The organism is Isoalcanivorax indicus (assembly GCF_003259185.1).
GTDB lineage: Bacteria > Pseudomonadota > Gammaproteobacteria > Pseudomonadales > Alcanivoracaceae > Isoalcanivorax > Isoalcanivorax indicus.
On the sequence record NZ_QGMP01000001.1, the window covers coordinates 2016689 to 2040222 of the forward strand.

The 23534-nt window shown below is 62.7% G+C and carries 23 protein-coding genes and 2 tRNA genes; 4 read left to right on the plus strand and 21 right to left on the minus strand.

All coding sequences use genetic code 11. The features are described from left to right. Window positions 1-14 precede the first annotated feature (14 nt). The 8 genes from DKW65_RS09160 to DKW65_RS09195 form a co-directional block, all read right to left on the minus strand. Window positions 15-1496 (minus strand): RimK family protein, encoded by a 1482-nt coding sequence (locus tag DKW65_RS09160; protein WP_111656959.1) that lies wholly within the window; start codon window positions 1494-1496, stop codon window positions 15-17. Between the two features lie 75 nt (window positions 1497-1571). Next, window positions 1572-2297, minus strand: a complete 726-nt coding sequence (locus tag DKW65_RS09165) for a proteasome-type protease (protein ID WP_111656960.1) — start codon at window positions 2295-2297, stop codon at window positions 1572-1574. A gap of 90 nt (window positions 2298-2387) precedes the next feature. Then, window positions 2388-3173, minus strand: coding sequence for a transglutaminase family protein (locus DKW65_RS09170; protein ID WP_111656961.1), 786 nt, complete (start codon window positions 3171-3173; stop codon window positions 2388-2390). A gap of 7 nt (window positions 3174-3180) precedes the next feature. After that, complete coding sequence (locus DKW65_RS09175; protein WP_111656962.1) at window positions 3181-4110, minus strand: alpha-E domain-containing protein; 930 nt, start codon at window positions 4108-4110, stop codon at window positions 3181-3183. Beyond that, window positions 4104-5540, minus strand: a complete 1437-nt coding sequence (locus DKW65_RS09180; protein ID WP_111656963.1) for a circularly permuted type 2 ATP-grasp protein — start codon at window positions 5538-5540, stop codon at window positions 4104-4106. Before DKW65_RS09180 ends, DKW65_RS09175 begins: the two co-directional genes overlap by 7 nt. A 568-nt stretch (window positions 5541-6108) precedes the next feature. Further along, window positions 6109-6199, minus strand: a tRNA-Ser gene (locus tag DKW65_RS09185). 269 nt (window positions 6200-6468) lie between these two features. Beyond that, window positions 6469-6939: a YiiD C-terminal domain-containing protein gene (locus DKW65_RS09190; RefSeq protein ID WP_111656964.1), complete on the minus strand. Its 471-nt coding sequence runs from the start codon at window positions 6937-6939 to the stop codon at window positions 6469-6471. Then, window positions 6936-7496 carry a nitroreductase family protein gene (locus tag DKW65_RS09195; RefSeq protein ID WP_111656965.1) on the minus strand — a complete coding sequence of 187 codons (561 nt, stop codon included), beginning with the start codon at window positions 7494-7496 and terminating at the stop codon, window positions 6936-6938. The genes DKW65_RS09190 and DKW65_RS09195 overlap by 4 nt, the downstream gene beginning before the upstream one ends. Before the next feature lie 142 nt (window positions 7497-7638). On the opposite strand from DKW65_RS09195, the gene DKW65_RS09200 reads away from it, so the two are divergent. Continuing rightward, entirely contained in the window at window positions 7639-9186 is a 1548-nt protein-coding gene (locus tag DKW65_RS09200) for an adenylate/guanylate cyclase domain-containing protein (RefSeq protein ID WP_111657597.1), read from the plus strand. Then, on the plus strand, window positions 9186-10670 hold the full coding sequence (locus tag DKW65_RS09205; RefSeq protein WP_111656966.1) for an AbgT family transporter: 1485 nt from the start codon (window positions 9186-9188) through the stop codon (window positions 10668-10670). The genes DKW65_RS09200 and DKW65_RS09205 overlap by 1 nt, the downstream gene beginning before the upstream one ends. 29 nt (window positions 10671-10699) lie before the next feature. Here the strand turns inward: DKW65_RS09205 and DKW65_RS09210 are convergent, their stop codons facing one another. The 7 genes from DKW65_RS09210 to DKW65_RS09240 all read right to left on the minus strand — a co-directional run bounded on the left by DKW65_RS09210 (window position 10700) and on the right by DKW65_RS09240 (window position 16854). After that, entirely contained in the window at window positions 10700-11026 is a 327-nt protein-coding gene (locus tag DKW65_RS09210) for a DUF6694 family lipoprotein (RefSeq protein WP_111656967.1), read from the minus strand. Between the two features lie 66 nt (window positions 11027-11092). After that, entirely contained in the window at window positions 11093-11923 is an 831-nt protein-coding gene (gene queF / locus DKW65_RS09215; protein ID WP_111656968.1) for an NADPH-dependent 7-cyano-7-deazaguanine reductase QueF, read from the minus strand. A gap of 12 nt (window positions 11924-11935) precedes the next feature. Continuing rightward, on the minus strand, window positions 11936-12709 hold the full coding sequence (locus DKW65_RS09220) for an ABC transporter permease (RefSeq protein ID WP_111656969.1): 774 nt from the start codon (window positions 12707-12709) through the stop codon (window positions 11936-11938). Further along, complete coding sequence (locus DKW65_RS09225; RefSeq protein WP_111657598.1) at window positions 12706-13638, minus strand: ABC transporter ATP-binding protein; 933 nt, start codon at window positions 13636-13638, stop codon at window positions 12706-12708. The genes DKW65_RS09220 and DKW65_RS09225 overlap by 4 nt, the downstream gene beginning before the upstream one ends. Before the next feature lie 109 nt (window positions 13639-13747). Beyond that, the gene (locus DKW65_RS09230; RefSeq protein WP_111656970.1) at window positions 13748-14413 is read right to left on the minus strand and encodes a histidine phosphatase family protein; all 666 of its coding nucleotides are present in this window, start codon (window positions 14411-14413) and stop codon (window positions 13748-13750) included. Between the two features lie 68 nt (window positions 14414-14481). Then, the gene (locus DKW65_RS09235; protein ID WP_111656971.1) at window positions 14482-15840 is read right to left on the minus strand and encodes a flavin monoamine oxidase family protein; all 1359 of its coding nucleotides are present in this window, start codon (window positions 15838-15840) and stop codon (window positions 14482-14484) included. Between the two features lie 117 nt (window positions 15841-15957). After that, a complete protein-coding gene (locus tag DKW65_RS09240; protein WP_111656972.1) occupies window positions 15958-16854 on the minus strand; it encodes a LysR family transcriptional regulator in 897 nt (298 codons plus the stop codon). 108 nt (window positions 16855-16962) lie between these two features. On the opposite strand from DKW65_RS09240, the gene DKW65_RS09245 reads away from it, so the two are divergent. Next, window positions 16963-17736: a ferredoxin--NADP reductase gene (locus DKW65_RS09245; RefSeq protein WP_111656973.1), complete on the plus strand. Its 774-nt coding sequence runs from the start codon at window positions 16963-16965 to the stop codon at window positions 17734-17736. Window positions 17737-18134: 398 nt separating this feature from the next. Here DKW65_RS09245 and DKW65_RS09250 read toward each other — a convergent pair whose 3' ends face one another. From DKW65_RS09250 to DKW65_RS09275, 6 genes are all read right to left on the minus strand, one after another. Beyond that, window positions 18135-19433: a sodium ion-translocating decarboxylase subunit beta gene (locus tag DKW65_RS09250; protein WP_111656974.1), complete on the minus strand. Its 1299-nt coding sequence runs from the start codon at window positions 19431-19433 to the stop codon at window positions 18135-18137. A gap of 15 nt (window positions 19434-19448) precedes the next feature. Beyond that, the gene (oadA, locus tag DKW65_RS09255; protein WP_111656975.1) at window positions 19449-21227 is read right to left on the minus strand and encodes a sodium-extruding oxaloacetate decarboxylase subunit alpha; all 1779 of its coding nucleotides are present in this window, start codon (window positions 21225-21227) and stop codon (window positions 19449-19451) included. Between the two features lie 64 nt (window positions 21228-21291). Next, window positions 21292-21537, minus strand: coding sequence for an OadG family protein (locus DKW65_RS09260; protein ID WP_111656976.1), 246 nt, complete (start codon window positions 21535-21537; stop codon window positions 21292-21294). Window positions 21538-21716: 179 nt separating this feature from the next. Then, window positions 21717-21793 (minus strand) — tRNA-Arg (locus DKW65_RS09265). 116 nt (window positions 21794-21909) lie between these two features. Then, window positions 21910-22392, minus strand: a complete 483-nt coding sequence (gene bfr / locus DKW65_RS09270) for a bacterioferritin (RefSeq protein WP_111656977.1) — start codon at window positions 22390-22392, stop codon at window positions 21910-21912. 193 nt (window positions 22393-22585) lie between these two features. Further along, window positions 22586-22876 (minus strand): bacterioferritin-associated ferredoxin, encoded by a 291-nt coding sequence (locus tag DKW65_RS09275; protein ID WP_342767601.1) that lies wholly within the window; start codon window positions 22874-22876, stop codon window positions 22586-22588. Between the two features lie 130 nt (window positions 22877-23006). On the opposite strand from DKW65_RS09275, the gene DKW65_RS09280 reads away from it, so the two are divergent. Continuing rightward, window positions 23007-23525: an outer membrane beta-barrel protein gene (locus tag DKW65_RS09280; protein ID WP_162925786.1), complete on the plus strand. Its 519-nt coding sequence runs from the start codon at window positions 23007-23009 to the stop codon at window positions 23523-23525. Window positions 23526-23534: the final 9 nt, after the last annotated feature.

The following is a 23534-nucleotide window of genomic DNA, read 5'->3' on the forward strand; positions in this document are numbered from 1 at the left end:
GGCGCCCCGATTCTTCAGGCTGGCAGACCGAGTCGGCGGGCCTCCATACGGCGCAGGAACTCGAGCATGATCTGCCGGTACAGGTCCACGCCCAGCCAGGCATCCTCAACCCCGGCATCCACATTCGGATTGTCGTTGACCTCCACCACCACCACACGCTCGCCGGACTGCTTCATGTCCACGCCATACAGGCCATTGCCCATCAGCCGGGCCGCCTTCAGCGCCGTGCGCAGCACCTTGGCGGGCACCTCCTGGATCGGCACCGTGCGCGCATTGCCCGACACGGTCTTGCCGCCCTTGTGGTTGTAGATCTGCCAGTGGCCCTTGCTCATGAAATACTGGCAGGCAAACAGGGGGCGGTTATTGAGCACACCGATACGCCAGTCATAGTCCGTGTACATGAATTCCTGAGCCAGCACCACGGCACTCTGCCGGAAGTATTCACCCAGTGCCGTTTCCAGAGCCTCGGCGCTGTCAGCCTTGGTGATACCCCGGGAAAAGCTGCCATCAGGAATTTTCAGCACCACCGGCAAGCCCAGGTCCTCGACCATGGCCTGCACATCATGCTGGCCGTCGCGGAACAGAAAGCGGGTCTTCGGCACCGGTACCTTGTTGGCCTGCATCAGCTCCGCGAAATAGATCTTGTTGGTACAGCGCAGGATCGAACCCGGATCGTCCATCACCACCATGCCCTCCTGCTCGGCCTTGCGCGCGAACTGATAGGTATGATGGTCCAGTGCCGTGGTCTCGCGGATAAACAGGGCGTCGTACTCCGCCAGCCGGGGGTAGTCTTCACGGCCCACTGTTTCCACGTTGATGCCCAGCTCGGCCCCGGCCCGGGTAAACAGGCGCAGCGCCTTGCTGTCGCTCGGCGGCAGGGCTTCGTCCGGGTTCACCAGCATGGCCAGGTCGTAACGGAACTTGCGGCGGCTGCCGACCTTGCGCCATACCCGCGCGTTGAAGGCCTCCAGCGCTGTCGCAAAGGCATCCTCTTCCTTGCCCTTGAGCTGGTGCAAGCCCAGGGGGCGCACGGACTCCACCGTCCAGCTGTCCCGCCGCCGCAGCTCCAGTTGCAGGATCGGCGCGGGCAGCTGATCGAAGATCTGCCGTGCCAGTTCCGCCAGCCCGGCATGTTCGGTCTGGCCAAAGAACACCTTCAATGACAGCCGCTCACCATCCTGGCGGTGCTTCTTCATGGCCTTGTCCAGCGCCGCATCGAACGACTCGAAGTGCAGGCCGTAGAGCGCCTTGCGCGACAGATCGTTGACGGTGCGCACCGATGGCAGCACACGGTGGCCGCGTGCCTCGGCCAGCAGCGAGCAGTAATAACCCGGGCTCAGGTATCGGTAGTTACGGCACAGGTTGATGACCTGGACCCGGCCACTGGGAAAGCTGGTGGTACTGTCCAGATACTCCCGGGCACTCATCAGATGCCGGGCCGGATAATAGGCGGCCCAGTCTCGGCGGTCTTCGACCACCAGAATAACGTTGGTCATGCTGCTCCCTCGACGGTCCCTGCAAGGCTGAAAAGCGTCAATGTTCGCACTGTAGCGTGCCGGTGGCAGGGTCCGCTACAGGCGCAGCGGAGGAAGACCGCGAAATGCATCCCGCAGGCTGTCGGACCAGGCCTCGCGCAGCGCCGTGTAGAAGGCATGCCGCTCGTCGATATGGTAATGACGGCTGCTGTCGAAGCTGTCCTGGGTATAGAGCAGGACATCCAGGGGCATGCCCACGGACAGATTGGAACGGATGGTGGAGTCGAAGCTGATCAGGGCACATTTCATCGCTTCATCCAGAGGCAGCCGATAATCCACCACCCGGTCGATGATCGGCTTGCCATACTTGCTCTCGCCAATCTGGAAATACGGCGTGTCCACCGTAGCTTCGATGAAGTTGCCTGCCGGGTAGACATGGAACAGCCGGCATGGCTCGCCACGAATCTGCCCGCCCACCAGGAAGCTGCCCCCGAAATCGACACCGCTGCCCTGCCCCTGGCCGCCATCACGATGGATCACTTCACGCAGGGTGCTGCCCACCAGTTCGGCGACGTCATACAGGCTGGTGACCTGATACAGGTGACGCGGTGCGTCGTCCCGGATGCGGTTGCGCAGCAGGCTCAGAACACTCTGGGTGGTGGCCAGATTGCCGGCACTCATCAGCACGATCAGGCGTTCACCCTCGCGCTCGAAACGGTGCAACTTGCGAAAGGTGGCAATGTGGTCCACCCCGGCGTTGGTGCGGGAATCCGCCGCGAAGATCATGCCCTGCTCCAGGCGCATGGCCACGCAGTACGTCATGCCAGTTCTCCGTTAATGCGCACCGGGGAAACCCGGGCGCCGATGGCGCAGAGCATAGCGCCGCGGGCCCGCTGGCGGCCAGCGGATTTATTACTGATCGAGACGCTCGACGGTCGCCGTGGCGTGCATCGACTCGGGGCCACCACCGTACCGCACGCCACGCACCGGGCAGGCATCCAGGTAATCCAGCCCGACGGCCAGCTTCAGGTGCTGACGCAGCTGGCGCGTCTGGTTGACCACGTCATAGCTGTGCCAGGCGTCCTGGAACCAGACCTCCGCCCAGGCATGGCTGGCGACGTGTTCCTGATCCTCACTGTACAGGTAGCCACTGACATAGCGGGCGGGCAGACCGAGCAGGCGGCAGCAGGCCAGAAACACATGGGTGTGGTCCTGGCAGACCCCGTGCCCCCCGGCAAAGGCCTCACCGGCAGAACTGCCTGCGTGGGTCATGCCCGGGGTGTAGGCCATACGTGCCAGCAACGCCGCCATCAGCCGCTCCAGGGTCGCTTCATCGGCGCTATCCCCCAGCTCGGCAAGGAAGCTGCGGATCGCCGAGCTGGGGCGAGTCAGCCGCGTGTGCCTGCTGTACACCAGGGGCGACAGGGAAGAGTCATCCTGCTCACGGTCATCATCCGTGATCTCCACCTCGCCACGCGCCAGAATGGAAATACTGGAATGCGGCTGGTCCAGCGTCAGCACATGCAGGATATTGCCGAAGCCGTCACTGCTGACCAGCGGCGTCTGCGGCATTTCCAGCTGCCAGCTGAGTATCCGCTGGCGCGGCGATGGCCTCGGTGTAAGGCGCACATACTGGGTGCTGTGGCGCGCCTCGTGGTCGTACCGATAGGTCGTCAGATGTTCAATCGACAGTCGCATGATCGCCTCACACCAGTTCCAGGTAGGCGGACTGGATGGTATCCGCCAGTTCGTTGATACGGCGCAGGAAATCCGTCAGGTATTCATGCAGCCCGACCTCGAACACATGACTGATATCGCCATACTGCAGACGCGCAAACTGGACCGCCACCAGCCGCTTTGCATCCATGCCTGCTTCACCTTCCACCGACGGCAGCAGCTCCGCGAGCATTTCCACGCAGGAACGCAGGGAACGAGGTACTTCGGCGCGAAAAATCAGCATCTCGGCGATATGCTCAGAGGTGACACGATCGGTATAAATCTCGCGATAGGCCTCGTAGGCGCCAACAGAACGCAACAGCGCATTCCAGCGGTAATACTCCACCGCACTGTTGCCGACGCCGGTATGAATCTGGTGTTTCACATCAAGGATACGAGCCGTGTTGTCGGCCCGCTCGATAAAGGTACCCACGCGCAGGAAGCGGAACGCATCGTTACGAATCATGGTGCCGTAAGCCGCCCCCCGGAACAGGTGCGAGCGCTCCTTGACCCAGTCCATGAAGGCACTGGCACCCATGGCAATCAGACCGTAACGGCGAATGCTCTGCAATTCGATCCAGGTGGCGTTGATGCTCTCCCACACCTCACTGGTAATGCGCCCGCGCACGGCATGCGCATTCTCCCGCGCGCTGCGGATACAGTTGTAGATGCTGCCGGGATTTTCCTCGTCCAGCGAAAAGAAGTGCATCACATTGTTGATCTGCACCGTGTCGTAACGACTGATATAGCGATCCCAGGTCCCCGAGATTTTCAGCGGCGCCGCCACTTCTTCGTCCACCGTCGCTGCAAACGGAATCAGCGACAGGTTCCAGGCCACATCCAGCATCCGCGCCGTGTTTTCCGCACGCTCCAGATGACGGGACATCCAGTAGAGTTCCGAGGCAGTCCGGCTCAGCATGGCGCGTCCTCCAGCACCCAGGTGTCCTTGGTGCCGCCACCCTGGGACGAGTTGACCACCAGCGAGCCCTCCTTCATCGCCACCCGCGTCAGCCCGCCGGGCACCAGACGCACCTCACGGCCACTGAGCACAAAAGGCCGCAGGTCGATATGCCGGGGCGCGATGCCCTCTTCGACAAACACCGGGCAGGTGGACAAGGACAGTGTCGGTTGCGCGATATAGTTCTCCGGCGCCGCCAGCAGCTGCTCGCGGAAGCGGGCAATCTGTTCGCGGGTACTGGCTGGCCCGATCAGCATGCCGTAACCGCCTGCACCGTGGACTTCCTTGACCACCAGTTCATCCAGGTGCGCCAGCACATGGGACAGGTCCTGCGGCTCACGACACAACCAGGTGGGCACATTCTTCAGGATCGGTTCTTCATCCAGATAGAAGCGGATCATGTCCGGCACATAGGGATAGATCGACTTGTCATCAGCCACCCCGGTGCCGATGGCATTGGCCAGCACCACATTGCCTTCGCGGTAGGCCGACAACAGGCCGGGCACGCCGAGCATGGAATCCGGATTGAACGCCAGCGGATCGAGAAAATCATCATCGATGCGCCGGTAGATCACGTCCACCCGCTGCGGGCCCGCCGTGGTGCGCATGTAGACCACGCCATCGCGGGTAAACAGGTCTGCGCCTTCCACCAGTTCAATGCCCATCTGCCGGGCCAGAAAGGCATGTTCGAAGTAAGCGCTGTTGTAACGCCCCGGTGTCAGCAGCACCACACAGGGGTTGGTGACGTGGCAGCTCTGCTCCAGCATCTCGTGCAGGAGTGCGGGGTAGTGATCCACCGGCGCCACCCGATGCCGGGCAAACAGTTCCGGATACAGACGCATCATCATGCGCCGGTTCTCGATCATGTAGGAGACGCCAGAGGGCGTGCGCAGATTGTCCTCCAGCACATAATAATCGCCGTCATTGTTACGGATCAGGTCGACACCGGCGATGTGCGCGTAGACGTCATTGGGCAGGTCGATACCCTGCATGCAGGGCTGATAGTGGGCGTTGGCAAACACCTGCCTGGCAGGAATGCGGCCGGCACGCACAATGGCCTGCTCATGATAGATATCACGCAGGAACAGGTTCAGCGCCTGCACCCGTTGCAACAGACCCCGCTCCAGCATCCCCCATTCGGACGCTGGAATGATGCGTGGCACACTGTCGAAGGGAATCAGCCGTTCGGTACCCTCCTCTGCACCGTAGACATTGAAGGTAATCCCCACACGGTGGAACAGCAGGTCCGCTTCCTTGCGCTTGCGCTCGATCGTGTCCATGGACACGCCCTCAAGCCAGCGCCAGTAAGCGGCGTAGTGGGGTTGTGCCGCGCCAGGCGCGGAAAACATCTCGTCGTACCCCCCGGGCGGCGGGCTACCAGCCTTGATCATGCGGTCCCATCCTCGGTCATGCCTGCAATGGGTCAAGCGAAGCATAAGCCATGCCAGCTTTACGCCTGTGGTGGCGCGCCATGGCGGGGCAAGCGGGCGGCAGCGCACCGTCGGCGCGCATGTGAGCGCACTGCTTTGGGGCGCACCCTTTATGAACCTTACTATGAACCACTGAGCGATACCTGGAAATGATTCCGCTCTGCCGAACCTCCCTGCCTGCGCGGGATGGATAGCTGGATGGGATGAGATTGACCAACGTTCACCACCCCGACGGCCTCAAGGGGCTAGAGTGAGGGAGCGCTTGCGGAGTGGCTGGTGCCACCGTCGGGGGCGCGTTGCGCCCCTGAGGGAGGGATTGATTCGGCCTGCGGCCTCACCCCTTCGGGGCGCGCTGCGCGCGTCCTGCGCCGCTGCGCGGCTTGTCGAACGTAGGGGTCGAATCACCCGGCCACGGCGCCTGCATGCGCCGCGGCGTTCGCTCGCTCGCGACGCTGTGCGTCTGAAACAGAGCGGCTCACCCCTCACCGCCAGATACAAAAAAACCCGCGTTAGCGGGTTCTTTTGTATCTGGCGGTGAGGGAGGGATTCGAACCCTCGATACGCTATTAACGTATACACACTTTCCAGGCGTGCTCCTTCAGCCACTCGGACACCTCACCGAAAACTTGTCGCTCACAGGTTGCTGGCTTGGGGCATACCTGTCGCACGCAATGCGTGCTCTGCTATTCGCCGGTTGCACCGGCTCACCCCTTCGGGGCCGTCGCGGCCATGCCGCAACGTTCGCTTGCCTGTGGCAAGGCGTCAGCCACTCGGACACCTCACCGAAAACCTGGTCACCGTAAAGCCGGTCTCTGCCAGGCTGGCTACAGAGGGCGCGTAGATTACCCGAGTCCTCCGGTGATCGCAACGCGCAAACCAACGCCGGAACTCAATCCACGCGGCCATCGGGGCGGGACAGGTCACGGGCCAGATAATGGGCGGTGAAACGTGCCGCGATCTCGCCGCTGGGGGACGACAGGGTGGCGCTGATGGCCAGGCGGGCGCGCCCGCGGCGGACCAGGCGGCGGGCAAAGCGGGACAGGTCGTCCTCGCTGGCCTGAATATGCAGGGTGGCATCACTGGCCAGCGGCGCCACGTACTGCAATGAGGATTCGGCCGCGACCACATCCACCTGCGGCACCCGTGCTTCGCCTTCCAGCGTCGTCAGGGCCCAACCACCCAGCGTCAGCAGCGCCGCCTGACTGCCTGCGAAGAAGGTGCCCTTGTCGTTCACGTTGGGCGCCAGGGGCGCGGCCAGCAACAGGTCGCCGGGGTGCCAGCGGGTGAAGCTGAAGTCCAGATGCCGGGTCAGCGGAATGGCGCCGCGCACGCGCTCGGCCAGAGCCGTCAGATCACTCATGCAGGCAGCGTCCTGGTATAGCGGCGCGGATCGTCCTCCGGCACCCGTTTGATGGCGCCTGCCGGGGTGCCCAGATAGATGAAACCGACAATCTCGTCCTTGTCGGCAAAGCCCAGCGAGGCCTTGACGTGGCGATGGCGGGCCATGCTGCCGGTACGCCACATGGCCCCTACCCCCAGGGCATGGGCGGCCAGCATGATGTTCTGCACCGCCGCGCCGGTGGCCACGATCTGCTCGAGCACCGGCACCCGGTTGTGTTCATCCGTCTCGGCCACGGCCACCAGGATCAGGGGCGCCCGGAACGGCTTCATGCGCAGCTTGTCCAGGGCCTCGGCGTCGGCGTCAGGCTCGTCCTGAAGGCGCGCCTCGACGAAGATCTGCCCCAGCCGCTGGCGCTGTTCCCCCTCCAGAAACAGAAAGCGCCAGGGGCGCAACACACCATGATCCGGGGCGCGCATGGCCGCCCGCAGCATGACATCCCGTTGCGCTGCATCCGGAGCCGGGCCGCCGAGTACGGCAATGGAAACCCGGTTGTGCAGTGCGCTGATTGCATCCATCTGTGGTCCTCAGGCAGGGCATGGTTCACGAGGTTCCCAAGTCTACATGAGACGCACTCACCCTGCCCGGGCTCCATCATGCCTTTTTACTTCCGCAGCGAGTGGTTTAAGCTTGCCGGACCCAGGGCACATGCAGGCAGTCATGAGACCGGCAAAAGATAACAAGAAGCGGCGCGCGCGGCAGGAAGATCCGCACGCCAGATCACGCCGCCAGGCCAACTACATCCGTTTGCTGGAATTTGTGGTCGCCGCCATCATTCTGACGGCGGGCATCTACTGGCAGCTCTACCCCGAGCTCTACATGCTGATGGTCGCCCTGCTGCTGGGCTACCCGCTGGTGGCGCAGAGCATCGCCTATACGCTGGAACGCAAGGGCCGGCGCCAGCAGGAAGCCCATCGTATTCTGGTGCAGGTCGATGCCGTGCTGATCGGCCTGACCATCGCCGCCCTGCACTTCTCGCTGATTCCATCACTGGCGCTGCTGATCATTGTGCACGCCAATGCCGTCTCCAGCGGCGGTATCCGCCCCTGGCTGCTGAATATCCTGCTCACGGGCACCGGCTGCCTGGCCGGCTGGTTCATCTTTGACGGTCAGGTGCTGGCCCCGGAGGCCACGCCGGTGCTGCTCAACCTGCTGTCCATGGTCGGCCTGGGCATCTACGTGGGAGGCTCGTCGCTGTATGTGCTGAACCAGACACGCAACGTACGGCTGGCACAGGCCTATCTGGCCCGGCAGCAGAAACAGGCCATGGACCTGTCGCGCAAGCTGGCCAAGTACCTGCCGCCGCAGATCTGGGGGCAACTGTTCTCCGGCAAACGTGATGCCAAGCTGGAAACACGACGCAAGCGGCTGACCGTGTTCTTCTCCGACATCAAGGGGTTCAGCAATATTTCCGAAGACTTGCCGCTGGATCAGCTCACCCGATTGCTGAACAGCTACCTGAATGAAATGACCCGCATCGCCCTGCGCTACGGCGGCACCATCGACAAGTTCATCGGTGATGCCGTGATGGTGTTTTTCGGTGATCCGGTCAGCAAGGGCTCGAAGGAAGACGCCTTCAACTGCGTGGCCATGGCGGTGGACATGCAGCGGCAGATGAAACTGCTGCGCCAGCGCTGGGAGCGCGAGGGCATCACGCAGAAACTGGAAATCCGCATTGGCATCAACAGTGGCTATGTGACCGTCGGCAACTTCGGCGCCGACTCGCGCATGGACTACACCATTCTGGGCACCGACGTGAATCTGGCCAGTCGGCTGGAATCCCAGGCACGCCCGGGACGCATCCTGATTTCCGAAGCCACCTGGGAGCTGGTCAAGGACCGGGTGATTTGCCGCAATATGGGCGAGGTCGAGGTCAAGGGCTTCAACCGGCCGATCCCGGTTTATGAAGTGCAGGAGCTGAAAGAAGACGCCGCAGGCCGTGACAAGTTCGTCTCCGTACGCACTGAAGGCTTCGCCCTGCACCTGGATGTGCGGCGGATACGCAACTTCGATCGTGACCGGATTCTGCGCGCACTGGCCGCCACGGCACGCGACCTGCGCCGCGATGCTACACTGGTGCGCGACACAGAAGCCGAAGGCTTCGCCCTGCATGTTGATCGCGCCCGCCTGCGCGACAAGGATCTGGGCAAGGTCATCGAGATCATGGGCAAGGCCGCTCAGCGTATTCGCAAGGAGGTCGTGATTTAATGACTTCACCCCGCCGACATGGCTGGCTCGACCGGCTGGAGCGGCTCGGCAACCATATCCCCCATCCTACGCTGCTGTTTCTCTGGCTGTGTCTGCTGCTGCTACCGCTGTCGGCACTGCTGTCCTGGCTTGACGCCGTTGCCCTGCATCCGACGTCCGGCGAATTCGTGGTGGTCAACAGCCTGCTCTCGGTCGAGGGCATCCGGCAGATGTTCACCGGCGCGGCCAGCAACTTCACCGGCTTTGCCCCGGTGGGCCCGGTGATCGTCGCGTTGCTCGGTGTCGGCATCGCCGAGCGTAGCGGCCTGCTCGGTGCGGCACTGGGGGCACTGGTACGTCGGGCTCCGGGCATGCTGCTGGTGCCCGTCATCGCGCTGGCCGGGGTGCTGTCCAGTGTGGCGGTGGACGCCGGTTATGTGGTGCTGATTCCCCTGGCAGGGTTGATGTTCCAGCTTGCCGGGCGTCACCCGCTGGCCGGCATTGCGGCCGGTTTCGCCGCCGTCGCCGGCGGCTTCAGTGCCAACCTCCTGATCGGCCCGGTGGATGTGATACTGGCTGGCGTCACCACGGAAGCGGCGCGCATGGTCAACCCCACGGCGCTGATCACGCCCAGCGCCAACTACTGGTTCCTGCTTGCGTCGTCCCTGCTGGTGGTGAGCGTGGTGACCGGGGTGACGGTGCGCTGGGTCGAGCCCTGGCTGAACCGGCGCAACGATGTGATCGAGACATTGCCCGGCGACGGCGACCAGGGAGACCGGCGCGCATTGCAACATGCCGGTCTGGCCTTGCTCGCTGTCGTTCTGGTCCTGACGTGTCTTGCCTGGCCCGAAGGCGGTCCGCTGCGCAGTGCCGATGGCGCCCTGCTCACAGGCCCACTGGTCAGCCAGAGCGCCGTGGTGATCGCGGTGATCGCCGCCGCCTGCGGCATTACCTACGGCCGCAGCAGTGGCAGCCTGCCCCACGCGCGGGCGGTCATCGAAAGCATGGAAGAGACGCTGCGCACCCTCGCCAGCTATCTGGTGCTGATGTTTTTTGCGGCGCAGTTCGTGGCCTGGTTTGCCTGGTCGGGCATGGGCCTGGTGCTGGCGATTCGCGGCGCCGACCTGCTTGCCAGCATGGCCCTGCCGGGACCGATACTGCTGGTGCTGGTGGTGCTGCTGATGGCGAGCCTGAATCTGGTGATCGGCAGTGCTGGCGCCAAATGGACACTGGTGGCGCCGGTGCTGGTGCCGATGCTGATGGTGTTGGGCATCAGCCCGGAGATGACCCAGGCGGCCTACCGCGTGGGGGATTCAGGCACCAACATCATTACGCCGCTGATGCCCTACTTTGTGCTGGTGCTGGCGTTTGCCCGGCGGCATGTTGCCGCCACCGGGGTCGGTACGCTGATTACCCTGATGCTGCCCTACAGTCTGGCGCTACTGGGCGGCTGGCTGGTGCTGCTGGGTCTGTGGGTGGCGTTTGACTGGCCACTGGGATTCTGACAACACTCGGTGCTCAACACACCCGACACTCAGCGCTCGCTACGCGCGCTGTCGCGAATCTGGCGCGCCTCGGCAAGCACGTCGTCCACGGTCATGCCATCCAGACCGGCGAAGGGTGACGGCATCTCATCCGGCGGTGTATCCATCTGTGCAGCCATCATGTCGTCACGGGTGATATTGTGCAGCATCACAATCAGCAAGGCCTCGGCAAACGCCTCGCGCTCCTGCTCGCTCATGTTTTCCACCACCTGTTCCAGCGACTGCTCGAACGCCTCTTCGCTGCTGGCATCAAGACGTGGGTCACTGCAACCGGCAAGCAATGCAATACACAGCAGACAGGCGAACAGCTTTTTCATGGTGAACTCCGATAGGGATGGCAGACAGCATCATGCCTGCCTGCGTGGCCTGACGCCAGCCTGTGGTTACTGACGCACCATGCGCAAACGCGGTGCCGGCCCCGGCGTGGTGCTGCGCCAGGGATTGATATCCAGCCCGCCACGGCGGGTAAACAGTGCCTGCACGGACAGCGCCCGGGGCTGGCAGCGACGCATCAGGTCGCAGAAAATCTTTTCCACCACCTGCTCATGAAAGCCGCTGTGGTGGCGGTAGGACACCAGGTAACGAAACAGCCCGGCCGGCTCGATCTCGGCACCACTGTATCGAATGATCACCGTGGCCCAGTCCGGCTGGCCCGTCACCGGGCACAGGCTGCGCAGGCCATGCGTATAGACCTGATGGGCGTCCACCTCGTCAGGGCCCGTTTTCAGGTCACTGTCGCCATGCCCATCGATACCCTCACAGGACACTGGCAACGCATCCAGGCACTGCCCCGCAGGTTTCGCCGCCATCTGGCCGAGCAAGGCGTCCACCTGATCCAGCGTCACCAGCGTCACGCCCACCGCCTGCCCAGCGGCAGCGGACAGATCCGTCACCAGCGTCGCCTGCACCTGCGCCGCATCGGCAAAGCGTGAGCCGGCAAAGCTGTTCAGATACAGCTTCAGGGATTTCGATTCGATGATGCAGGGGCTGCCGCAGGGCACACTGAACTGCGCCATGGCCATCACCGGCTTGCCCTGGTCATCCAGCCATGACAGCTCATAGGCGTTCCACAGGTCTTCCCCGAAAAACGGAGACCGGTCCGGGCCCAGAATGTCCCGCGCCAGCTGGCGCGGAATCGGCGCCAGCAGGGAAGCGTCGTACTCGTGCACATAGTCGGTCTGCCGACCCAACGGAATGTCACCCCAGTCTGCCATGGGCCTGTCTCCTCAGTGACGGATGCCGACGCCGCGATGCAGCAGCCACAAACAGAAGCAGAACATCGCCACCGTGATGGTGAAGATGGCGCCCAGCGATATCCATACGTTCACATCGCTGACGCCCAGAATGCCGTAGCGGAAGGTGTTGACCATATAGACCACCGGATTGAGCAGGGACACGCCACGCCAGAACTCCGACAGCTGATCCAGCGAATAGAAGACCCCGCCCAGATAGGTCAGCGGCGTCAGCACGAAGGTCGGGATGATCGAGATATCATCGAAACTGTTGGCAAAGATGGCATTGATGAAACCGGCCAGCGAGAACAGTACCGAGGTCATCAGCACCACCAGCAGGGTCAGCCACAGATGCTCGGGACGCAGATCGGTAAAGAACAGCGCCAGACAGGTGACGATGGCACCCACCGCCAGCCCGCGCGCCATACCCCCGGCCACAAAGCCGCTGAGAATCACCAGCGAGGACATCGGCGACACCAGCATCTCCTCGATGGAGTGCTGGAACTTGGTGCCAAAAAAAGAGCTGACCACATTGCCGTAGCTGTTCTGGATCACGCTCATCATGATCAGCCCCGGCACGATGTACTGCATGTAGTCGAACCCCCCGACCTCGCCGACACGACTGCCGATCAGGTTCCCGAAGATGACAAAATACAGGGCCATGGTGATGGCCGGCGGCAACAGGGTTTGCGGCCAGATACGCAGGAAGCGGCGAATTTCCTTGGTCAGGATAGTGGTGAAGGCGACCCATTGTTCATACAGGCTCATGCACTGGCCTCTTTCGGCAGGTTACGTTCCACCAGACGCAGGAAAAGCTCTTCCAGCCTGTTGGCCTTGTTGCGCATGCTCATCACGGAGATATCCCGGGCGGCCAGTTGCTGGAACACGCTGTTCAGCGCCTCGCTCTTCGGCACCGCCACTTCCAGCGTGCGGGCATCACGCAACCGCACTTCAAAACCGTTCAGCACCGGCGCCTCGGATACCGGCTGCGCCAGATCAAGAATAAAGGTCTCCACCTGCAATTTTTCCAGCAGGGATTTCATGTCCGTGTTTTCGACGATGGTGCCATGATCAATGATCGCAATACGGCGGCACAGCGACTCGGCCTCTTCCAGATAATGCGTCGTCAGGATAATGGTCTTGCCCAGACCATTGAGCTCCGTCAGAAAATCCCACATGGAGCGACGCAGCTCGATATCCACGCCTGCCGTCGGTTCGTCCAGGATCAGCAGTTCCGGCTCATGCACCAGCGCCCGGGCGATCATCAGGCGTCGCTTCATGCCCCCGGACAGCTGCCGCGCCTGACTGTTGCGCTTTTCCCACAAGCCCAGCTTGCGCAGGTACTTTTCTGCCTGCTGCATCGCCCGTGCCCGGGGAATGCCGTAGAAACCCGCCTGGGTGACCACGATGTCACCCACCTTCTCGAACTGGTTGAAGTTGAATTCCTGCGGCACCACACCAATCATCTTTTTGGCCAGACCGCGCTCGCGCGACAGCGAATGGCCAAACACGCTGACCTCTCCGCCGGAGGCATTGATCAGCGAACTCACAATACCGATGGTGGTGGACTTGCCCGCCCCGTTGGGGCCAAGCAGGGCAAAGAACTCGCCCTTTTCCACATCCAGGCTGATATCGCGCAGGGCCTGGACGCCGCTGGCGTAGGTCTTGCTCAGGTGACGGATCGACAGAGCGGTCAAGAAGTTACCTCGCTGCTTCACGGGGGAATGTCGGAAATCAGGCGGGCAGTATAGCCAGCATCGCGTGAAGGTGGGTCCATGCGGGGCCTTTTTCAAGCCCCCTTCAGCGTCACAGGCGCCGTTTGCCCGGCTCGCCACGCCAGACCCAGTGCAACTGCTCGCCTTCAAACCAGAGCCAGGCACCCTCCATCATCCATGGCCAGTCGGCGTCAGTGATCTGCTCGCGCCCGGCCAGGCCCGCCATGAAGGCCGCCAGAATGGTGTCGTGGGTCACGTGCACCGCCAGCTCTCCGCCACCCGGCTCGCGCTCACGCAGATATTGCCCCAGCTTCTGCAAGCCTTCCTGCGGCGCCAGCACCCCGGCCAGATCGCCCTGCAGGTGGCGGTTGATGAAACCCACCGCACCCAGCTCGAAAAACAGCGGGCCCACACGGATGATGTCCTCCACATAGCAACCCGGCTCGACCAGCACCGTCTCGTGGCGCACCTCCAGATCATGCCCCGCAAGACCACACTCGCGGCCGCCCTCATACATGGCCAGGGCGGTATCCACGCAACGGCCCACCGGGCTGGAATGGAAAGCGGAAATCGGGCGCGGCAACTGACGGCCCCAGTCCCGGGCCATGGCCACGCCTTCCGGTGTCAGCGGCAGGCGGTAGTCAGCAAAGCCGTTCTTCGCCAGCTCGCGCACGGAATGACGGGTCAGCAGGTGAACCGGCCGGTCGGTCGGCAGCAGGGGCAAGGCATCTTGCAGGCGGGGATGCAGGCGCGCCATGAAGCGAGGGTGTCCATGTCATCAAAAGGGGTCACCGGATCATCGGTGAGGCAGACGCAGAGGTCAAATCAGCGGACCAGTTGCAGCACCTCGTCGGCCGCCCGTAACCCGGAGCGCACCGCCCCTTCCACATAACCGTTCCAGTGACTGGCCGTTTCCGTGCCCGCCCAGTGAACACGCCCGTGGGGCACCCGCATCGACTCCCCATAGCGGCTCAACAGTCCCGGCCCGGCCACCCCGGCATAGCAGCCCCGCGACCAGATTTCATCGGCCCAGACATGATCCAGATACTGCAACGGCTGCTGCGCTCGCGGCCCGAAAAAGCGACCCAGCGAGGCCGTCACCACGCGCTGCCGCTCCGCCATCGACGCCAGCCCCCACTGATGCGCCGCACGGCCTTCGATAAAGGCCATCAGCACGCCACGCTGGCTGCCCGGTGGCGTCGCATCGAACGCCACATGCACGGGTGGCAGGTCACCTACCGCAGCCCCTGACAGCCCTTGTTCACGCCAGAAAGGCCGGTCGTACACCGCAAAGCACTTGATCACCCGCCCGGGTGTCAGCTGTTCACACCACCGCTGCCGCGCCACGGGCTGGCCAGGACGAAAATCCACCGCCGCCGCCAGCACCGGTGGCAGCGCGCAGATCACCCGCGCCGCCTCATAACGAGCGGCGCTGGTATGCACTCGCACGCGGTTGCCGGTTTGCTCCACCACCTGAACCGGTTGCGACAACAGCAACGGCACCTGCTGCTCTTCCAGATCAGCCGCCAGCGCACCGGCCAGCCCCTGCAGACCGCCGGTGACCCGGTCCTGCTGGGCACCATTGCGGGACGAGGTCAGCGAGGCCAGGCCCCCACCGCTGTGCAGATAGAACAGCGCATGCAGCAAGCTGATGTCGTCCGGGTGCGCCGCAAACACGCTTTCCACCGCCACCCGCAGGACATTGAACGCGACCCGGCTGTGCAGGTTACGGCGCATCCAGTCGCCCATGGTCTGGCCATCCAGATCCGCCGCCCCCGGCGTCTTCCAGGGTGCATCCAGAGACACGCGCCGTGCCAGCTGCTCCAGCCGCAGGAATCCCCAGGCGATATTGGCCAGCGCCCAGGGCGAGACACGCCAGGGAATCAACCCGCGATAGGTGCGTCGGCGACGGTTCACCAACAACACGTTCTGCCCGGCCACATGCATCGGCCAGACGGTTTTGCCAAAGCGGGCCGCCAGGGCATACATGTGTGTCTGCCCGGGACCGAGCCATTGCCCGCCCAGATCCAGCCACAGATCATCACCATAATGTTCGGTCCGCGTACGCCCGCCCACCCGGTCGCGGGCCTCGATCAACAGCACGCGACGCCCGGCACGGGTCAGGGCATCTGCCGCACTCAGGCCGGCAAAGCCGGCACCCAGCACAATGATTTCTGCATCCATCAGGCAAGCGTCTCTCTTGTTCTTGTCGTACCGCCACGCTGCCCCGGCCCCGCCCTCGGGTCAAGCCTCTGCGCTCCAGTCAACGCCGGGCGGTTTGCGGCCTGCGCCGTGCGGCGCTCACGGCATCTCCCGGCATAGCTGCAACCAGCGCTCGATGCCCCGGCTGCGGTACTTCTGCCGATGCAACACGAAGTAGAACTGGCGCGAAAAATCCCGGTGCGGCACCGATAACGGCACCAGACTGCCACGCCGGAACGCCTCCACCAGCGTCACCTGCGACAGGCAGCCGATGCCCAGCCCGGCCTCCACCGCCCGCTTGATGGCCTCGGTATGCTGCAGCTCCAGCAACACGTTCAGCCCCGGCAACAGACCATGCAGGGCGCGCTCGAAGGTCTGCCGGGTACCGGAACCGCTTTCACGCAGGATCCAGGTCGCCGCACGCAGGTCATCGTCACTCAGCGTACCCTTCGCCGCGAGGGGATGATCCGGGGCACAGAAGACTGTCAGGGCATCATCACGCCAGGGCGTCACCTCCAGATCCGGGTGATGGAATTCCCCCTCGATCAGCCCGACATCCAGACGGAAATGCAGTACCGCGTCGGCAATGTGCTCGGTGTTTTCCACATCCAGCAGCACCCGCGCACCCGGCAACTGCCGGCCGGGTTCACCCTGCATGTAACGCGCGACGATGCCGACGGCCAGATAGTTGCCGATGGTCAACGTGGCCCCCACCCGCAACTCCCCGACCTCCCCCTTGCCCGCCAGCGCATGCTCCAGTTCGCTGGCCTGCTCCAGCAGCCCCTCGGCACGGGGCAGCAGCATGCGCCCCAGCTCATTCAGCTTGAGGCGCTTGCCCGCGCGCTCGAACAGCGCAATGCCGAACTGCTGCTCCAGCTCACGCAACGCGCCACTGGCCGCCGACTGGGACATGGCCAGCGTTTCGGCCGCGCGGGTGATGTTCTCCGACCGGGCGGTGGCCAGAAAGACTTCCAGTTGCCGCAAGGTATAGCGCATGACCCCTCCTGATCGAATAAACCGATTAACTTAATCAGAATATCCCATTTTGCCGATTAAAGACCAGTGGCTATGCTGTCCCCATCAAGCCCACAGGAGTGCGAAACCATGTCGAATCTGAACCGGGAAACCGTGACCAGCGTACGCCACTGGAACGACACGCTGTTCAGCTTCACGACCAGCCGAGACCCTGGTTTCCGTTACAAGAACGGGCACTTCACCATGATCGGCCTGGAGGTCGAGGAGCGGCCACTGCTGCGCGCCTACAGCATCGTCAGCGCCAATTACGAGGAAGAGCTGGAATTCTTCAGCATCAAGGTGCCGGATGGCCCGCTGACGTCCCGCTTGCAGAAGATCCAGGTGGGCGATCAGGTGCTGGTCAGCCGCAAGCCGACGGGCACGCTGGTGGCCGACCACCTGTTGCCGGGCCGCAATCTGTATCTGCTCAGCACGGGCACCGGGCTGGCGCCGTTCATGAGCATCATCAAGGACCCGGACGTGTACGAGCAGTACGACAAGGTGATTCTGACTCACGGTGTGCGTCATGTGTCGGAGCTGGCGTACCGCGACATCATCGAGGAAGAGTTGCCGAACAACGAGTTCTTCGGTGAGCTGGTGCGGGACAAGCTGATCTATTATCCCACGGTGACGCGGGAGCCGTTCCGCAACCAGGGGCGGCTGACCACCTTGATGGAGAACGGCAAGCTGTTTTCAGATATCGGCCTGCCGGACATCGACCCTGAACACGACCGTTTCATGCTGTGTGGCAGCCCGTCGATGCTCAAGGATCTGTGTGCCTTGCTCGACAGCCGTGGCTTCCGCGAAACCCGCGGCGGGGAACTGGGGCACTATGTGATTGAACGGGCTTTTGTTGAGAAGTAGCTTGCTCAGAGGGGCGGACCATTCTGCTTGGTCTGGTGGTCATGGCCCTCGGGGGGCGGGTAAAGGGTTTCTGGACACGCCGTGAATACATCCATGTAGGCTCTCGTTCGGCATCCATGCCTCTCGAAGGTCCAGAAACCCTTTACCCGCCCCCCGAGGGCCGTCACGCGCAGCCCGGTTAACGACTTCCAGCCAACCGAAAGTCTGGTTCGTGCGTCGAGCTACGAAGTGCTGGGCTTGCAGTGACTACTGAACTGAGGCCTCGGTGCGGGGTAACCCCTTCCAGAAGTGTGTGAGGCAGGAGCCGAACGCAAGCCCCCAGGGATGGGTTCACGGCGGCTTCTGGAAGGGGTTACCCCGCACCGAGGCCGGGCTACGGAGCACCGCAACCCGACACATCACCCGACAAAGTTGAGCAGCACCCCGGCGGCGACCGCCGAGCCAATCACGCCGGCGACATTGGGCCCCATCGCATGCATCAGCAGAAAGTTCTGGTTGTTGGCTTCCAATCCCACCTTGTTGGCCACACGCGCCGCCATCGGCACTGCCGACACACCTGCCGCGCCGATGATCGGATTGATCGGCGTGCGTGACAGCTTGCTCATCAGCTTGCCCATCAGCACACCGCTCGCGGTACCGATGCAGAACGCCACCAGACCCAGCACGATGATGCCCAGGGTCTGCGGTACCAGGAAGCCTTCTGCTCCCAGTTTGGCGCCCACCGCCAGCCCCAGCAGGATCGTCACCACATTGATCAGCGCATTGCTGGTCGTGTCCACCAGACGGCTGACCACCCCCGATTCTTTCATCAGGTTACCCAGACAGAACATCCCCAGCAGCGGGGCCGCATCCGGCAGCACCAGCGCCACCAGCAACAGCAGGATGATCGGGAACATGATCTTCTCGCGGCGGCTGACCGGGCGCAGCTGCTCCATGCGGATGCTGCGCTCCTTTTTGGTCGTCAGCAGACGGATGATCGGTGGCTGGATCAGCGGCACCAGGGCCATGTAGGAATAGGCGGCCACGGCCACGGCGCCGAGCAGTTCCGGGGCCAGGCGCGAGGTGACGTAGATGGCCGTGGGGCCGTCCGCACCGCCGATGATGCCGATCGACGCCGCCTGGGCGATGGAGAAGTCCAGGCCGACATAATTCAGTGCCAGGGCGCCCAGCAGTGCGGCAAAGATACCGAACTGGGCCGCAGCGCCAAGCAACAGGGTGCGCGGGTTTGCCAGCAAGGGACCGAAATCGGTCATGGCGCCCACGCCGAGGAAGATCAGCAGCGGGAAGACGCCGGTGGCCAGGCCGACGTTGTAGATCAGGTACAACAAGCCGTCGGTGTAGTTGGCGTCCAGGGCCACTTCATGCACCTGGGCACGCACTGCCGGTTCGGCAGCATGATAGGTGTTGTACAGGGTGCGGGTGCTGCTCTCCGGGTCCGCGCCCAGCAGTTGGCCAATGCCGGCGATCACGTCGGCGCTGCCCAGATGCAGCGCCTGGCTGACGGCGGATTCTGCCAGCCCGGCAATGGGGATATTGGCCATCAGGCCGCCGAAGCCGATGGGCAACAACAGCAGCGGCTCGAACTTGCGGGCTATCGCCAGATACAGCAAACCGAGACAGATCAGGATCATCAGCAACTGGCCCGGTGCCATGTGATACAGGCCGGTGCTGTGCCAGAGTTTTTCCAGTTGTGCCATGCCGGGAAGCCTCCGTCAGCTCAGCGAGACCAGGGCATCGCCCACGGTCACCGCATCGCCTTCCTTCACGTTCACGGCGGCAATGGTGCCGGCGCGGGGAGCGGAAACATCGGTTTCCATTTTCATGGCTTCCAGCACCATGATCTTTTCGCCTTCCTTGACCTGCTGGCCAGGCTTCACCATCACCTTGAAGATATTGCCCGACAGCGGCGCCGGAACCGGCTCACCGCCACCGGCTGGCAAGGCCGCCGGGGTGCCGCCGGTCTCGCCGCTCAGGCTGCGAATGCCGGTGATGTCACCCCCGTTGCTGACGGTAACGGTATAGGCGTTGCCGTCCACTTCAACGGTGTACACCTCTTCACCGTTATCGGTGGTGACCAGGGCCCCTTCATGGCCCGTGGGCACCGGCTCGAAGGCGTCAGGGTTGCCACGATTTTCCAGGAATTTCAGGCCGATCTGCGGGAACAGGGCATAGGTCAGCACGTCATCAATGCGGCGCTCACCGTCGGCCAGCGTGATGCCCTTTTCTTTCGCCCGGGCAGCCAGTTCATCGGCCAGGCTGTCCATTTCGTTGTCCAGCAGATCCGCCGGGCGGCAGGTCACCGGCTCGTCGCCATCCAGCGCGCGCTCCTGCAAGATCGTGTTGAACGGCGCCGGGGCGGCGCCGTACTCGCCGCGCAGCACGCCACGGGTTTCTTTCGACAGCGCCTTGTAGCGTTCGCCGGCCAGGACATTCATGACCGCCTGGGTACCGACAATCTGTGAGGTCGGGGTCACCAGGGGAATGAAGCCGAGATCTTCGCGCACGCGCGGGATTTCCTCGAGCACGGCATCCATGCGGTCGGCGGCGTTCTGCTCGCGCAACTGGCTTTCCATGTTAGTGAGCATCCCGCCGGGCACCTGGGCCACCAGAATGCGCGAATCGACGCCGCGCAGGCTGCCCTCGAACTTCGCGTATTTCTTGCGGACTTCGCGGAAATAGGCCGCGATCTCTTCCAGCAGCAGGATATCGAGGCCGGTGTCGCGCTCCGTGCCTTCGAGAATGGCCACGACGGCCTCGGTGGGGCTGTGACCATAGGTCATCGACATGGAGGACACGGCAGTATCCACATTATCAATGCCCGCCTCGGCCGCCTTGACGATGGTTGCCGTGGACAGGCCGGTGGTAGCGTGGCATTGCATGTGGATCGGGATGGAAACCGTCTGTTTGAGGCGCGTGACCAGCTCATAGGCCGTATAAGGTCGCAGCAGCCCCGCCATGTCCTTGATGCAGATGGAATGCGCGCCCATGTCTTCGATCTGACGCGCCATGTCCAGCCACATCTCCAGCGTGTGGACCGGGCTCACGGTGTACGACAGGGTGCCCTGGGCGTGTTTGCCCTGCTGCAACACCGCCTCGATGGCGCGGCGGATATTGCGCATGTCGTTCATGGCATCGAACACGCGGAACACGTCCACACCGTTCACCGCTGCACGCTCGACAAAACGGTCCACCACGTCATCGGCGTAGTGCCGGTAGCCGAGCAGGTTCTGGCCGCGCAGCAGCATCTGCTGCGGCGTCTTCGGCATCGCCGCCTTCAGCTCGCGGATGCGATCCCACGGGTCTTCGCCAAGATAACGGATGCAGGCATCGAAGGTTGCCCCGCCCCAGGATTCCAGTGACCAGAAGCCCACCTCGTCCAGCTTGCCGGCAATCGGCAGCATGTCGTCGATGCGCAACCGGGTGGCAAACAGCGACTGATGGGCGTCACGCAACACCACATCGGTTATGCCAAGCGGCTTTTTATCACTCATGATGCAATCCCTGATGCTGACTCGGTGGCCGGTGTCACCAGCCCTGTCGACGTTTAAGGAAGGCTCAGCCTTGCCGGGCGCGGTGCTGGCGCACGGCTTCCTGAATCACGGCAAGCACATGGGGGGGCACTGTGTCGCCCCCCGCCTGGGGGACCTCGGGAGCCGGCATGGCAGCGACCGGCTCGGGGAAGAAACGGTTGATCAGGGCGGACATGATGGTCATCAGTACGACCAGCACGATCAGGAAGGCAAACACCACACCGATACCGGTGAGCATCAGTTCCAGGCCTTGTGACATCAACTCGTTCATGGGACACCCCTTTCCTGAAGTGGCCGGGTCGCCGGTGCTGGCCGGGCCTTTTGAACCCGCAGGCACCTGTGCCCGAAGCGCCGAAATGTACCGGGATTGTCGACAATGCGCAATCGCATGAAGGGGTGACCAAAACGCTCACAAAAAAAGGCTTCCCGTTGGGGAAGCCTTTTCCTGTATGGCGCACCCGGAAGGATTCGAACCTCCGACCTTCTGGTTCGTAGCCAGACGCTCTATCCAACTGAGCTACGGGTGCATTGACCTTTCTCTCTGAAGCATACCGCCCTGAGAGGCTGCGCATTATTCCGAATAGGTCTGGCCCCGTCAAGGGTGTAAATGCTGATCGCGCAAAAGATCGCCAGACGACAGGTGTCAGCCCTCTTCCGCCGTGGCCATGTTCTTCTGCAGGTAGTTCTCCAGCCCGACCTTGTCGATCAGGCCCAGCTGGGTTTCCAGCCAGTCGATGTGTTCTTCCTCGGATTCCAGAATGCTGTTGAACACATCACGGGACACATAGTCACGCACCGAATCGCAGTAGGCGATAGCCTCACGCAGCACCGGCAAGGCCTCATGCTCCAGCTTCAGATCGCACTCCAGCATCTCGCGGGTGTTCTCACCGATCTTCAGGCGGCCCAGGTCCTGCAGGTTGGGAATGCCCTCCAGAAACAGGATGCGCTGGACCAGTTGATCCGCATGCTTCATCTCATCAATGGACTCTTCGTATTCCTTCTCGGCCAGCTTCTCCAGACCCCAGTCCTTGTACATGCGCGCATGCAGAAAATACTGATTGATGGCAACCAGCTCATTAGCCAGTGCCTTGTTCAGGTACTCAATAACCTTGGTGTCGCCGCGCATCGTGACTCTCCATGCAACAAAACTCGGGAATCCCCTATTGTCAGTGCGACGCCCGGGCACCGCAACCGCACATTCCCAACGGCAACAGAAAACAGGAATACAAATAAAAACGACTCTCAGCGGATTGACCACTGAGAGCCGTCGTCAGGGGAGCCTCTCTGCAAACAGTCTCGTCTGCGAACAGAGAGTGAGATCAGGCCGGCTGGGGGGTGAAGAGTACCGGCCCGCTGGATCGGGAAGCGGCTGCCGCCACCGCTGCATAAGGTTGCACAGATGCCTGGGCACGGGTATCCCGAAGCACCTCTCGCGCATCCCGGGCGCACTTGCCACACTGACCACCAACCCCGAGTTCCCGACGAAGATCGCGCAAACTGTCGCAGCCCTGTTGGACTGCTTCCCGTATCTGGCCGTCAGTGATGCCCTTGCAGAGACAAACGTACATAGACCGCATCCAAATCCTGATCTCAAGACGGATACTAACCATAATGATAATGATTATCAAGTATATCCGGGGAGAAATTTGCCCTCCCCTCCCTTTTCCCGTTAACTGCCCCTGTCGGGGGACATGTGCAAGACGCGCATGCGACTGTTTAATAGCACTCAAGGAATTGATAATGAACAAAAAAACTCTGATCAGCCTGCTGGCGCTGGGGCTGACCGGGCCCGCTTGGGCCACTGAAGGTCACAGCCAGATGGGCGGCTTTTTCGGCCTCAAGGCAGGCCAGATGATGGTGGATGCCGTAGATGACGGTATCGGCATGGATTTCGACGATAGCACCAATATCGGCTTTTACACCGGCTATGTCGGCGAGAGCGGCCTGGGCTTCGAGATCGAGTACACCCAGCCCACCTCCAAGGCTGGCACGGGCGTACCCTCGGTGGACTATGAACTCACGACCATCGCCGCCTATGGCACCTTTCGCAGCGATGGCAATGTCTACCTCAAGGGCAAGGCCGGGCTGTTACGCGAAGAAGTGAAGGTGTCCGGCCCCGGCGGCTCCTTCTCAGATCGGGACTCAGGCCTGTCGGTAGGCGCCGGGCTGGGATTTATGCTTGGCCGTTCACGGCTCGAGGTGGAGTTCACGATCATCGAATCGGACGTGAACTACCTGAGTGTCGGTTTCATTTTCTGAGCCGCCACG